The organism is Mucilaginibacter sp. A5337, from assembly GCF_059690695.1.
In genome coordinates this window covers 1-12,380 of the sequence record NZ_JCAWEC010000015.1, presented here as the reverse complement: position 1 = coordinate 12,380, position 12,380 = coordinate 1, and the positions used below count along the sequence as shown (strand labels likewise).

The 12,380-nt window shown below is 41.8% G+C and carries 12 protein-coding genes; 11 read left to right on the top strand and 1 reads right to left on the bottom strand.

The features are described from left to right. Positions 1 to 119 precede the first annotated feature (119 nt). Entirely contained in the window at positions 120 to 1,289 is a 1,170-nt protein-coding gene (locus tag AC59JO_RS28675) for an amidohydrolase family protein (protein WP_497309777.1), read from the top strand. 176 nt (positions 1,290 to 1,465) lie between these two features. Here AC59JO_RS28675 and AC59JO_RS28670 read toward each other — a convergent pair whose 3' ends face one another. Beyond that, positions 1,466 to 1,987, bottom strand: a complete 522-nt coding sequence (locus AC59JO_RS28670) for a YceI family protein (RefSeq protein ID WP_497309775.1) — start codon at positions 1,985 to 1,987, stop codon at positions 1,466 to 1,468. A gap of 180 nt (positions 1,988 to 2,167) precedes the next feature. Here AC59JO_RS28670 and AC59JO_RS28665 point away from each other — a divergent pair, with 180 nt between their 5' ends. The 10 genes from AC59JO_RS28665 to AC59JO_RS28620 all read left to right on the top strand — a co-directional run bounded on the left by AC59JO_RS28665 (position 2,168) and on the right by AC59JO_RS28620 (position 11,948). Beyond that, a complete protein-coding gene (locus AC59JO_RS28665; protein ID WP_497309830.1) occupies positions 2,168 to 2,446 on the top strand; it encodes an acylphosphatase in 279 nt (92 codons plus the stop codon). 13 nt (positions 2,447 to 2,459) lie between these two features. Next, positions 2,460 to 3,980, top strand: a complete 1,521-nt coding sequence (locus AC59JO_RS28660) for an oligosaccharide flippase family protein (RefSeq protein ID WP_497309773.1) — start codon at positions 2,460 to 2,462, stop codon at positions 3,978 to 3,980. After that, on the top strand, positions 3,977 to 4,411 hold the full coding sequence (gene dut, locus AC59JO_RS28655; RefSeq protein ID WP_497309771.1) for a dUTP diphosphatase: 435 nt from the start codon (positions 3,977 to 3,979) through the stop codon (positions 4,409 to 4,411). The genes AC59JO_RS28660 and dut overlap by 4 nt, the downstream gene beginning before the upstream one ends. Positions 4,412 to 4,578: 167 nt before the next feature. After that, positions 4,579 to 6,279: a tetratricopeptide repeat protein gene (locus tag AC59JO_RS28650; RefSeq protein ID WP_497309769.1), complete on the top strand. Its 1,701-nt coding sequence runs from the start codon at positions 4,579 to 4,581 to the stop codon at positions 6,277 to 6,279. Beyond that, positions 6,257 to 7,042 (top strand): lipoprotein insertase outer membrane protein LolB1, encoded by a 786-nt coding sequence (lolB1, locus tag AC59JO_RS28645; protein WP_497309767.1) that lies wholly within the window; start codon positions 6,257 to 6,259, stop codon positions 7,040 to 7,042. The genes AC59JO_RS28650 and lolB1 overlap by 23 nt, the downstream gene beginning before the upstream one ends. A 16-nt stretch (positions 7,043 to 7,058) precedes the next feature. Then, the gene (locus AC59JO_RS28640; protein ID WP_413665972.1) at positions 7,059 to 8,369 is read left to right on the top strand and encodes a murein hydrolase activator EnvC family protein; all 1,311 of its coding nucleotides are present in this window, start codon (positions 7,059 to 7,061) and stop codon (positions 8,367 to 8,369) included. A gap of 59 nt (positions 8,370 to 8,428) precedes the next feature. Continuing rightward, on the top strand, positions 8,429 to 8,869 hold the full coding sequence (locus AC59JO_RS28635; RefSeq protein WP_497309765.1) for a Sec-independent protein translocase subunit TatA/TatB: 441 nt from the start codon (positions 8,429 to 8,431) through the stop codon (positions 8,867 to 8,869). Between the two features lie 32 nt (positions 8,870 to 8,901). Beyond that, positions 8,902 to 9,078, top strand: a complete 177-nt coding sequence (locus AC59JO_RS28630; RefSeq protein WP_091219083.1) for a Sec-independent protein translocase subunit TatA/TatB — start codon at positions 8,902 to 8,904, stop codon at positions 9,076 to 9,078. 103 nt (positions 9,079 to 9,181) lie between these two features. Next, a complete protein-coding gene (gene gatA / locus AC59JO_RS28625) occupies positions 9,182 to 10,606 on the top strand; it encodes an Asp-tRNA(Asn)/Glu-tRNA(Gln) amidotransferase subunit GatA (protein ID WP_413665974.1) in 1,425 nt (474 codons plus the stop codon). A 67-nt stretch (positions 10,607 to 10,673) separates the two neighbouring features. Next, positions 10,674 to 11,948: a lytic transglycosylase domain-containing protein gene (locus AC59JO_RS28620; RefSeq protein ID WP_497309763.1), complete on the top strand. Its 1,275-nt coding sequence runs from the start codon at positions 10,674 to 10,676 to the stop codon at positions 11,946 to 11,948. Positions 11,949 to 12,380: the final 432 nt, after the last annotated feature.

Here is a 12,380-nt window from a genome sequence, read left to right as displayed (position 1 = left end):
TTTTAAAGTCATTCTTTTTGGCTCAATAAAAAACAATAACTAAAAGTTAATTGTACTTATTTTGCAGGACAGTTTGTTTTGAAAAACGTTATGTGTTACGATACCAAGTTTAAATTTTAATGAAAAGTTTTAGAGCCGATTACGTTTTTCCTGTTTATGCCGATCCGATTAAAAATGGTATAGTAACTGTTGATGATCAGGGTAAGATCATCACCGTTACCGATAGCAATAAGCCTCCAAACGGGCAAGTACAACAGGTAAGCGGAGTTATTTGTCCCGGATTTATTAACACGCATTGCCACACCGAACTTTCCCACTTAAAAGATAAAGTAAAACCTAAAGGCGGCCTGGTAAATTTTATAAAAGACGTACAATCATTACGCAATACCGATCAGCAACAAGTTCTTGATGCTATTGCCAGGGCCGATCAGGAAATGTACGATAATGGCATTGTAGCCGTTGGTGATATCTCCAACACTAATAACAGTGTTGCGATGAAAAAGCAAAGCAAATTATACTATCATACTTTTGTTGAAACTTTCGGCTTTTTGCCCGAAAAGGCAACCGAAGTTTTTGAAAAGGCGCTGGCCCTGCTCAATGAATTTAAGCCAGGTTCATGTTCGGTAACCCCCCATGCCCCTTATTCGGTATCAAAAGAGTTGTTCAAACTCATCAAAAAACATAGTGATACTGCCGATAATAACCTTATCAGCATCCACAACCAGGAGTGTGAGGACGAGAATAAATTTTACCGCTATAAGCTTGGTGCGTTTTTAGAGCTATATGAGCATTTTGGCATGGATATATCCTACTTCAAGCCACAGGCACGTAACTCGGTACAATCTATTATTCCTTTACTGTCTAACAAGCAAAAAGTTTTGCTGGTACACAATACCTGTACCAACCTTAAAGATATTTACTTCATTAAACGGTTTGACAGGTTGATAAACTGGTGTTTTTGCCCCAATGCTAACCTTTATATTGAAGGGCGTTTGCCTAAAATAGATCTGTTTGTTGATCAGGGTTTTAATATCACATTGGGTACAGATAGCCTTGCATCAAACAATAAGCTATGTATCCTGAGCGAGATGCGCGCCATTCAGCAAAAATTTCCATCCATAAATTTACCGCGCCTTATTGAATGGGGTACCCGTAACGGTGCCGAATACCTGGGCATCAATGATGAAAAGGGCACGCTTGATGTAGGTAAAACCCCAGGCCTGAACCTGATCAGTGGCCTCGACGGGTTTAAGATCACTCCCGAAACTAAAGTAAAGAAATTGATATAAAAGAGAAAAACCGACTAATAGCCGGTTTTTCTCTTTTACTGAATAAATGTGTTGCTTCTTATTCTCTATGGTAAATAAAAGGGTGTCATGCTGAGCTTGTCGAAGCATGGTGGGCAGGCCTCTGCGCGCGAGTCTTCGACAGGCTCAGACTGACAATCCCTCCTGCTCAATTCTAATCAGCTTTTACTCACCGGCACTGTCAAATGAATAGTAACCTCGGGGGGTGTTCCACTCCTGTCAATGCCATATTTAGGGGGCAGTACTTTAAAATCGCCTTTAAATACTCCTTCGTTGCCTTTGTCATCAAAAGTAAAATGGATGCTTTCGGGGTTGGTTTTGCCTTTCATGGTTAGCTTGCCGTTGGCAACATAACCGTTGCCATTTTTTGATACTGAGGTTGATTCAAATTTAATGGTCGGGTAATCATCAGCACCTAATGCCGACTTTACGTGACTGGTTTTAATAAAGAAACCGGTAGCTGCCGTAGTTACATCAATGGTAGCCGATATTTTGGCGGCCTCAGGATGGTCCTTGTCAAAATTGATCTCGGCCTTTAAACCGCTGAATGAACCGCTTACCCTATGCCCCTCGAAGGTTACCTGCGCTTCATCTCCTTTAACTTTCCAGTTGCCCCAAATTGTGAATGCCGAGAAGGCTGTGAAAGCAAGTATGAGTGCCGAAAAAATAATTTTTTTCATAGAACAGAATTTTGGTGTTTATCAATCAATTAAACTGCTATACATTTTGTAGTAATTACGCTTATTAAGTAAAGCAGGTTGCTTAGCCGGAAAAAAGTTAACTTTGTACCAGTAGGGTTGTTAGCTTTAGGCTTCGTGTATTCCGCTTTCAGCTCTTAATTAATACCTGTCAATCTAATGATAAAACATCTCAATATTACAGTTAAAGGCAAAGTGCAGGGCGTTTTTTACCGTAAATCAACCAAGGCCGTTGCCGACCAGCTTGGTGTACGCGGTTTTGTAGTAAATGAACCTAACGGCGATGTGTATATTGAAGCCGAGGCTGACGACACTTTTCTCGATATGTTTCTTGAATGGTGTAACGAAGGTCCCCAGGATGCCGAGGTAAATGCTGTTGAAAGCCATGAAGGCGAATTGAAAAACTATCGTAATTTTGAGGTTGTTAAAAGACGCTCATAAATAAATATCATCATTGTCTACTATAAAAAAATTTGCCGGGCAAACTGCCATATATGGTTTAAGTACCATCATTTCCCGGATGATCTACTTTGTTTTAACGCCTATTTATACCCGCACCTTACCGGTAAATGCTAATGGTGTTTTTACGTCTGTATACGGAAGTGCCTCAATCATTAATGCTATTTTGGCCTTTGGTATGGAAACCACCTATTTCAGGTACCTGCAAAAACGTTCAGATAACAAACAACAGGTTTATAATAACGCGTTTGGCGTAGTTATAATGGTATCATTAATCTTTCTGGTTTTTTGCTTACTGTTTTTAGATCCCATAGTAAATTACATGCAGGCTGGTGTTGCCAAAGACCATGCCGACTATACATTTTATGTAAAATGCTTCCTTGTAATTTTGGTGCTGGATGCCTTTTGTGTAATTCCGTTTGCGCGTATCCGTGCCGAGGGGCGCCCGATAAAATACGCCGTTATCAAATGCTCAAACATCGGTTTGGTAATGGCGCTCAATTTGTTTTTCCTGTTTGGTGTTCCGTATATAATAAATCATCATTTAGCGGGCGCTGCCTGGATGGCCGGCTGGTACAGGCCCAATTGGGTAGGGTATGTATTTTTAGCTAACGCCATAGCAAGCGGGCTTACCATACTATTGCTATTGCCCGAGGTGCTGCAGATGAAGTTGAAGTTTGACAGCACCATGTTAAAGGAAATGTTTGCATACAGCTGGCCTGTATTGATAGCCAATATATCGTTCATCATCAATGAGTCATTAGATAAGGTGATGTTGAAACAGATGCTGCCTCAAAATATTGCCGATACGCATGTTGGCATTTATGGCACCTGCGCCAAAATAGCGTTATTCCTGAGCCTTTTTGTGCAGGCTTTCAGGTTAGGTGCCGAGCCGTTTTTCTTCAGCCATGCAAAAAACAAAAACTCGGGCGAAACCTATGCCCGCATCATGACATACTTTGTAATTATGGTGGCCGTTATATGCGTAGCACTTATTGCCAATGTTGATATCCTTGCCACTTTTATTGTAGGGAAGGAAACACATGAGGTAAAACATCATATAGTTTACAATCCCTTTTGGCGGGGCCTGGGTGTTGTGCCGCCGTTATTGTTTGGTTACCTGAGCCTCGGTATTTACATGAATCTCTCGGTATGGTACAAATTGTCTGATCAAACCAGGTATGGCTTATATATATCGGGCATAGGAGCAGTACTTACAATTGTATTAAACTGGCTGTTGATCCCTAAATACAGCTACATGGCTTCGGCCTGGATCTCATTTGCCGCCTACGCTACCATGATGATCTTATCTTATCTGTGGGGACAAAAAAATTACCCAATCCCTTACAACTTAAAGAAGAACCTTGCGTATATAATTGTCTCGGTATTGTTTGTTTTTTTGTCGTTTACGGTATTTAAACGTAATATTTTTGTTGGTAACGGGCTTTTATTGTTATTTGCAGCCGGAGCTTATTACTTTGAACGCAAGGAGTTAAAAGCTATATTTAAACGATGATCATCCGCATAATTAACAAATCAAAAAATAATTTACCGGCCTACGAAACCGCTCATGCGGCCGGTATGGACCTGCGTGCAGACGTAGAAACTACTATAGTGCTTAACCCAATGGAGCGTAAATTGATTCCAACAGGTTTATACATTGAATTGCCCGAAGGCTTTGAAGCGCAGATTCGTCCGAGAAGCGGACTGGCCTTTAAACATGGTATCGGCATTGTTAATTCGCCGGGTACCATTGATGCCGATTATCGCGGTGAGATCAAAGTATTGCTGATCAATTTTTCGACAGACGATTTTGAGATTAACGCCGGCGACAGGATAGCCCAGATGGTGGTTGCCAAGCACGAACGTGTTGACTGGGAACAGGTAGAGGTGCTGAATGAAACTCAAAGGGGAGAAGGCGGCTACGGACACACAGGGAAGGTTTAGAATCAAGACTATAAGAGTCAGGAAGCAAGAAAGCAAAAGAAGACTACAAGAGTCAAGAGACAAGACGAATGAAGATTGAAAAAAGCAATATTGAATTAGATAGTACACTGAAAATCCATCTGTTTTCAGCGGCTTTTCTTGTGTCTTTATTCTTGCTTCTTGAAATCTTGCCTCTAAGCTCTCAGGCTCAGCATAAAAAGAATAGCGATAATAAAACTGTTTCATCGGCAGGTAAAGTGATGTCCTACCAGGACAGTGCCTTAGTGAAACAGCTTTTCTTTTCGGCCCTGCGCGAAAAAACGATTGAAAACTACAAGCTTGCTACCGAAATGTTTGAGCGCATTTTACAGGCCGACCCTGCAAATGACGCCTCCATGTATGAGCTGGCGAACCTTAAACGTCAACAAAATGACTTTGCAGGTTCCGAGCCCCTTTTGGAGCAGGCTGTAGCTATAAATAAAGATAATGAATGGTATTGGGGCGCGTTGGCCGATAGCTACGAAAAAACAAATACCATTGATAAGCTTGAGAATGTTTTTAACCAGTTGATCAGGCTTAACCCTGATAAGTCGGAATATTACTTTGATAAAGCCAATGCTTTCACCATCTTAAAAAAATATGATGATGCGCTAAAAGTATATGATGAGCTTGAAAAGGTTAACGGCCCAAGCGATGATCTTTTAGCCAACCGTCAAAAGATCTATCTAAAGCAGGGCAAAATTGATCAGGCTGCGTCCGAACTGGAAAAGCAGATAGCTGCTAATCCGGGCGAAATTCGTTATTACCTTGCCCTTGGCGAAATATACAACTCAAACGGATTTGCAGATAAGGCCCTTAAGACTTTGCAACAGGCTGAAAAGCTTGATCCGCGTAATGGCATGGTGCATTTTGCACTGGCCGATATCTATCGCGATAAAAAAAATAACGAAGCCAGCTTCAATGAACTTACCCAGGGATTTGCCATTCCTGATATCGGCATCGATCAAAAAATCAATATTATATCGGGTTACTTTCCAAAGTTCCCGGATGCCAACGCCAAAGCGAGTGCACTTGAGCTGAGCCGTATTTTAACTGTTGCCCATCCTAATGATGCCAGGGCTTATGCCATTTATGGCGATATGCTTATCCAGAATACCAAATACAAAGAGGCAAAGCCGGTGCTTAAAAAATCGGCCCAGCTTAATAACCAGGTATACAATGTTCAGGAACAACTCGTGCGGCTGGAATTAGGCGACAATGACCTTGATGCTGCTATTAAGGATGGCGAAAACGCATTGTCGTTATTCCCCAACCAGGCCTGGATGAACTACCTTGTGGGCGTTGCCTGGGCGCAAAAAAAGGATAATAATAAAGCGGTTGGTTATGTGAAAAATGCTACTTCATTAGAACTTCAGGATAAGGAGCTACTTTCGTTAAGTTTTTCATTATTGGGCGATTGCTATCATGAGCTGAAGAATATTAAAAGTTCTGATGAGAGCTATGAGAAGGCGCTGAGCTACAATCCGGATAATGCATTCACTTTAAACAATTATGCTTATTATTTATCGTTAAGGAATGAGCAATTGGAAAAGGCGGCAGCAATGTCGGCGCATTCCAACGAGTTGCAGCCTAATACAGCATCGTTTGAGGATACTTATGCCTGGATACTGTTTAAACAAAAAAAATATGCCCAGGCAAAGGAGTGGATGGAGAAAGCCCTGGCGCATGATAAAGATAATAGTGGCGTTAAGTACGAACATTATGGCGATATATTGTTCTTTATTGGGAACACCGACGCCGCTGTAACTAACTGGAAAAAGGCGAAAGGCTTTGGTGAACAATCACCGGTTTTAGATCGTAAGATAAATGAAAAAAAATATAGCGAATAGTTTACTTATAGCTTGCTGCCTGCTGGTAATGGTGAGCTGTAAGGCGCGTAAACAGGTTTTAGTTGCCCGTAAGGCCGATTCGACGGTAAAAACCAATGATGTCGTAAGTAAGCTGGCAGCCATACGGTCAAGCCAGGTAAACTTTACAACATTTGCAGGCAAGGCAAAAACCAAGCTTAGCATTAATAACAACAGTAATGATGTTACGCTCAATATCAGGATAGCTAAAGATAAGAGGATCTGGGTTTCAATCACCGCGGTATTAGGTATTGAAGCCGCGCGCGCAGTAATAACACCCGATAGCATCATGATCATCAATCGCCTGCAAAGCGTTTATATTAAAAAACCGTTCAGCTATATATATACTTATGCCAGCAAACAGGTGAATTATAAAACGCTTGAATCATTGTTGATTGGCAACGCGGTGCCCGAACTGTTGAATGAACAGTCGACCTTTGATCATGCCGATGGTAATACAACCCTGAGCGGGGTTCTGAATGATCTGGTTTACAAGCTAATACTTGGTCCGGATAATAAGGTTACACAAACTAATTTAGATAACCAAAGCCAGGCACAATCATTACAGGTTACCAATAATACCTTTATCCAGGCAACAAACCGGGTACTGCCATCACAAATAGATATAGCATCAGTAGTAAAAGATAAAAAAATACAAGTTAATTTGCATTATACTAAGGCCGATTTTGAAATAGAGCAAAACTATCCGTTCAGCATTCCTGATGGGTACGAGCCTGGCAAATAATTAATATGTTTACTTGATGAAGTTTATAAAAGCAGTTTTCTTTTTACTATTGGTACTGGCAGCAGTTAATGTACACGCACAAAGCAGTGACGAACTGAAACGTCGTAAAGCTCAGCTAAACAAAGAGCTTGAACAGTTAAACCAGGATTACCAGGAAACTTTAAACAACAAGAAAGCTTCATTAAAACAATTAAGCATACTTAAGGCGCAGATAAACCTGAGGCAGGAAAAAATAGAAAACATCAATTCGGAAGTGAGGCTTTTGGATAACCAAATCTCGGAGAGCAATAATAACGTACGTAGTTTACAGTCACAGTTAGACCAGCTAAAAAAGGAATACGCGGCCATGATCCTGTTTGCATACCGCAACCAGAGTGCCTACAATAAAATGATGTTCCTTTTTGCATCAAAAGACTTTAACCAGGCCTACAAGCGTTTAAAATATTTACAACAGTTTGGCACCTACCGCGAGCGGCAGGCAAGCTATATTCAGGGCACGCAAAAAGAGCTGCATATTAAAATTAATGAGCTCGACCGGACAAAAGACGAAAAGAATGACCTTTTGAAGGATCAGCAAAAAGAAAAGGAAACACTGGGTAATGAGCGTAATAACCAGGTTAAAGTAGTAAGCGATCTGTCACAGCATGAGGGGATTTTGAAGAAACAACAAAAAGACCTTCAGGCCAAGATTGTTAAAACCACCCGTGCCATTAACGAAGCTATCCGTAGGGAAATTGAGGAAGCCAGGCGAAGGGCGGAAGAAGAGGAACGACGCAGGGCTGAAGAAGCCGCAAGGCTGGCTGCTGCACGTGCAAAAGCCGAAAATAAGCCTGCACCTGCTGCGCCGGCTCCCGCTAAACCGGTTGCAACGCGCAGTAATTCAAGTGTGTTGAATGCTACACCTGAAGCCGCCAAGCTGTCGAACGACTTTTTGGGTAACCGTGGCGGTTTGCCATGGCCGGTATCTAACGGAATAATTACCCAGGGCTTTGGTACTTATACTACGCCTGAAGGCATAAGGAGCGAAAGTACCGGTGTTGATATCCGTACTAACCAGGGCAGCACTGTAAGGGCTGTATTTGATGGCACGGTTGTGAAGGTTGGAGATGTGAGCGGTACATACCTGGTAATTATATTGCATGGAGAGTACTTTACTGCATACAGTAATTTACGGTCGGTAACTGTTGCGCGTGGTCAAAAAGTAACTACCAAACAAGCCATCGGCACGGTAGCTACCGATCCGTCAACCGGTGAAACCGAGGCGCATTTTGAAATTTATAAGGGAACAACACCGGTTAACCCTAAGATATGGCTGGCGCCTAACTAATTAGTTATGAACTATAAGAAATTTTAATTGTATATATTTGTATCCTTAAACAGAATGCTATGTTAAGTTCAGTTTTGTTATTTTTAAATATTGGTACGGGCGAGATGGTACTGATACTTTTTGCAGCATTGATGCTATTTGGAGGCGAAAAGTTACCCGGACTTGCCAAAACCTTAGGTAAAGGCATCCGCGACTTTAAAGATGCCTCGGAAGACGTTAAACGTGAGATCAACAACCAGATCAATAATTACGATGATAGAAAACCGGAGCCTAAAAAGGAAGAAACCCCTCTTTTAGATGAAAAAGCCTCAGAAGCTCCTGAAGCAACAACGGAGCATGAAACGCCGGTTATTGAAAATACAGTTCCAAATACAATGCCAATGAGTGGTTATCATGTAAATACTCCTACGGAGCCGGAACATCATAGCCATATCAATTTAGATAAAGGTACTACTGAAAATCATTCAGAAACCGAAAAACACGAAGAATACAAATCTTAATATAATTTAATCATACATAAAAACTTAAAATCATGGGTGGATTAGGCGCACCAGAAATTATTCTGATCATCATTGCGATACTTTTATTATTCGGCGGTAAAAAAATCCCTGAACTAATGAGAGGCTTAGGAAAAGGCGTTAAGGAATTTAAAGACGCGCAAAACGGCGAAGGCTCATCTTCTTCATCATCTGAAGAAAAAAAAGCTTAATACCCTAACGGGGATTAGGTTTTAGTGCCATTTTTATTTAGTATATGAACTTATCTGTTGATTTATTTCTTATTTCAACGGATAAGTTTTTTATTTTAGCCCCATGGCTAATATTTATTCCTCTTTAACCGAAATAAAGAGTGGGTTGCAACGTGCAGAAATTACTGTTGAAGGTCTTGTAAAAGGCTATTTGATCGAGATTGAAAAAAATGCTCATTTAAACGCTTTTAATGAAGTGTTTGCTAATGAAGCATTGATTGCCGCACAAAATGTTGATAACAAAATAAAAAATGGTACTGCCGGTAAATTAGCCGGTATGGTTATCGGAATTAAAGATAATATTTGCTATAAAGGGCACCGGGTTAGTGCCTCATCAAAAATTTTAACCGGTTTCACTTCCATTTTTTCGTCAACCGTAGTTGAACGCCTGCTGGCGGAAGACGCGGTGATCATTGGGCGTTGCAATTGCGATGAGTTTGCTATGGGCGCCACGAATGAGTCGTCATATTTTGGCCCGGTGAAAAATCATGCTGATGAAACTAAGGTAGCCGGTGGTTCGTCAGGTGGTTCGGCTGTAGCTGTGCAGGCCGGAATGTGCCATGCCGCGCTGGGTACTGATACCGGCGGTTCGGTAAGGCAACCGGCCTCTTTTTGCGGTGTTGTAGGTTTAAAGCCAACTTACGGAACAATTTCAAGGCATGGCATTATTGCTTATGCTTCATCGTTTGACCAGGTAGGGCCCATTACCAAGTCGGTTGAAGATGCGGCATTATTGCTTGAAGTACTCGCCGGTCCGGATGATTTCGACAGCACACTGTCACAAACTCCGCCGCCTGCATCATACACTAACCTTCAAAAGCCGGGGAAAAAGAAGATAGCCTATCTTCAGGAAGCGATATCAAGTCCCGGCGTTGATAACGAAGTAAAAGATAATCTTGTACAATATATTGATAAACTGCGTGCCGATGGGCATACAGTTACCCCAATAGCTTTTGAGCTGCTGGAATATCTGGTGCCAACTTATTATATCCTGGCTATGGCCGAAGCTTCATCAAACCTGGCAAGGTATGATGGTGTGCATTATGGCTATCGCAGCCCGCTGGCTACCGATCTGCAATCAACCTATAAACGTTCCCGCTCTGAAGGGTTTGGTAAGGAAGTAAAGCGCCGTATCATGACCGGTACCTTTGTTTTAAGCGCAGGCTACTATGACGCTTACTACGCTAAAGCGCAAAAGGTACGAAGGCTGATCCAGGAAAAAACTAATGAAATACTGGAAGAGTATGATTTTATACTGGTGCCATCGGCGCCCGAACCGGCTTTTGAAATAGGTAAAGAAGAGAAAGATCCGGTAGTAATGTATCTTTCTGATATTTTTACCGTACAAGCCTCACTAACCGGTGTTCCGGCTATATCAATACCTACGGGCAATAACAGCAACGGTTTGCCGTTAGGTTTACAGTTATTAACAAAGCACTTTGGCGAGCAGCAACTGTTAGATTTTGCCAAATATTTTCTCGATCTGTAATAAAAATGATATTTTAGTAAATATGCTGATGCTTTGGGCATTATAAATTAATCAAATCCCTTAATAAATGAAGAGATTATTTACGCTGACCATTTGCCTCTTATCACTCCAACTTTTACAAGCCGAAACAACAATAACTTCGGCAAAATCATTCAAGCAAATAAACCGGGTAACCAAATTTAACCCCGATGCTGTTAATGCCGACACTACTATTCTGCCGGTACTTAATCAGTCGTTGCCGTTAAGTACGTACGGCGGTTTATACAAACGCAGGTTAGATTCTATCCGTAAAGATATCCAGCTTGATTATAATGAGTATGTGCAGGCTTACATTGACCTGTATATGCACAATCGTGATGAAATGGGCCAGGTTGCAGGTTTAACCAAATATTACTTTCCTATTTACGAAAAAGCTTTCCGCGAAGCGGGCATCCCTGAAGAAATAAAATTCCTGTCGATAGTTGAATCAAAGCTTGATCCTAATGCGGTTTCGAGAGTAGGGGCAACTGGTTTGTGGCAGTTTATGGGTACCACTGCTAAAACCTACGGTTTAAATATGGATAACTATATTGATGAGCGCCGTGATCCTATCCAGTCGAGCTATGCTGCTGCCGCCTATTTAAAAGATGCCTACCAGGAATTTGGCGACTGGCTGCTGGCCATTGCTTCATACAATTGCGGTAAAAGCAATGTGGAGCGTGCGGTTGAAAAAGCCGGTGGTGTAACTGATTTCTGGAGCATCCGCCAATATCTGCCTGTTGAAACCCGCGGTTACGTACCCGCTTTCATCGCAATGAATTACGTGATGCATTATTTTAATAAGTATAACATCGTTGCGCAGGCCTGTAATTTTTCTACCCGTACCGATACAGTGATGGTAAAAAGGGTAGTACCGCTAAGCAATGTTGCCCAGGCGCTTGATGTGAGTTTGAGGGAGATCACCATTCTTAATCCATCGTACAGGATGGCGGTGGTTAACGGCAGCCCTAAAACACCACGCAGGCTTATTATTCCACAAACAGCGAAAGATAATTATGCTGCATTGTATAATGTATTGAATGGTGGTGATGCCCCTGTATCGCCCGTTGCAGCAAGGCCCGCTACATACGCTGCTGTCCAATATTCTCCGGCTAAGTCTGAGCGCAGAATGCCCACCCATCATAAAGTGAAAAGAGGAGAAACACTTGCTTCTATAGCTGATATGTTCGGTTGTGAGGTATCTGATCTAAAAGTTTGGAACCATCTTAAAACTAACCGCGCGCCGGTAGGGGCCATGTTAAAAGTATCGGCCGGTGAAGTTGCTGCCAATGTGCAGGATGATGGTGGATATTCGAAGAATTAAGTTTTTATTTTAGTCGGAAAGTCCGATGTCCGTAAGTCCGAAAGTTGAAATTCAGCTTTCGGATTTTTGTTTTAATAGGACAATAAAAATCATTTTGCCGCCATTGGGCTCCGGCCGGATGGCAGCTTTTGGGGGTTAACACTATTTTTAGTTTATATAACTGATTGTCAGTATAATATGTGCAAATAGCCCCGATTTCTGTTAACCCTGTTAACCCCCCCCCCGCCGCCATTCGCTTCCCGGCGAGTAGTAATTTTTGTCCCATCAGGGTCTCTCGCAGATTTAAGTTAACTCGCAAAATTACTTGTCGCTTAACGGTAAGACGTCGTGTTATGCCCCTCTGGGGCAAAGAGCATGTCTTGTCCGGAAATGGGTTTACATTAAAGTAAACACAGTGGAAAAGATCATTATTAAAGAACATCGACATTACCC

What these genes read in the sequence shown, in the direction of transcription:
- AC59JO_RS28670 (WP_497309775.1), bottom strand. Translation starts at nt 1,987, where the DNA reads ATGAAAAAAATTATTTTTTCGGCACTCATACTTGCTTTCACAGCCTTC.
- AC59JO_RS28635 (WP_497309765.1), top strand. Translation starts at nt 8,429, where the DNA reads ATGTTAAGTTCAGTTTTGTTATTTTTAAATATTGGTACGGGCGAGATG.
- dut (WP_497309771.1), top strand. Translation starts at nt 3,977, where the DNA reads ATGATCATCCGCATAATTAACAAATCAAAAAATAATTTACCGGCCTAC.
- gatA (WP_413665974.1), top strand. Translation starts at nt 9,182, where the DNA reads ATGGCTAATATTTATTCCTCTTTAACCGAAATAAAGAGTGGGTTGCAA.
- AC59JO_RS28630 (WP_091219083.1), top strand. Translation starts at nt 8,902, where the DNA reads ATGGGTGGATTAGGCGCACCAGAAATTATTCTGATCATCATTGCGATA.
- AC59JO_RS28675 (WP_497309777.1), top strand. Translation starts at nt 120, where the DNA reads ATGAAAAGTTTTAGAGCCGATTACGTTTTTCCTGTTTATGCCGATCCG.
- AC59JO_RS28640 (WP_413665972.1), top strand. Translation starts at nt 7,059, where the DNA reads ATGAAGTTTATAAAAGCAGTTTTCTTTTTACTATTGGTACTGGCAGCA.
- lolB1 (WP_497309767.1), top strand. Translation starts at nt 6,257, where the DNA reads ATGAAAAAAAATATAGCGAATAGTTTACTTATAGCTTGCTGCCTGCTG.
- AC59JO_RS28620 (WP_497309763.1), top strand. Translation starts at nt 10,674, where the DNA reads ATGAAGAGATTATTTACGCTGACCATTTGCCTCTTATCACTCCAACTT.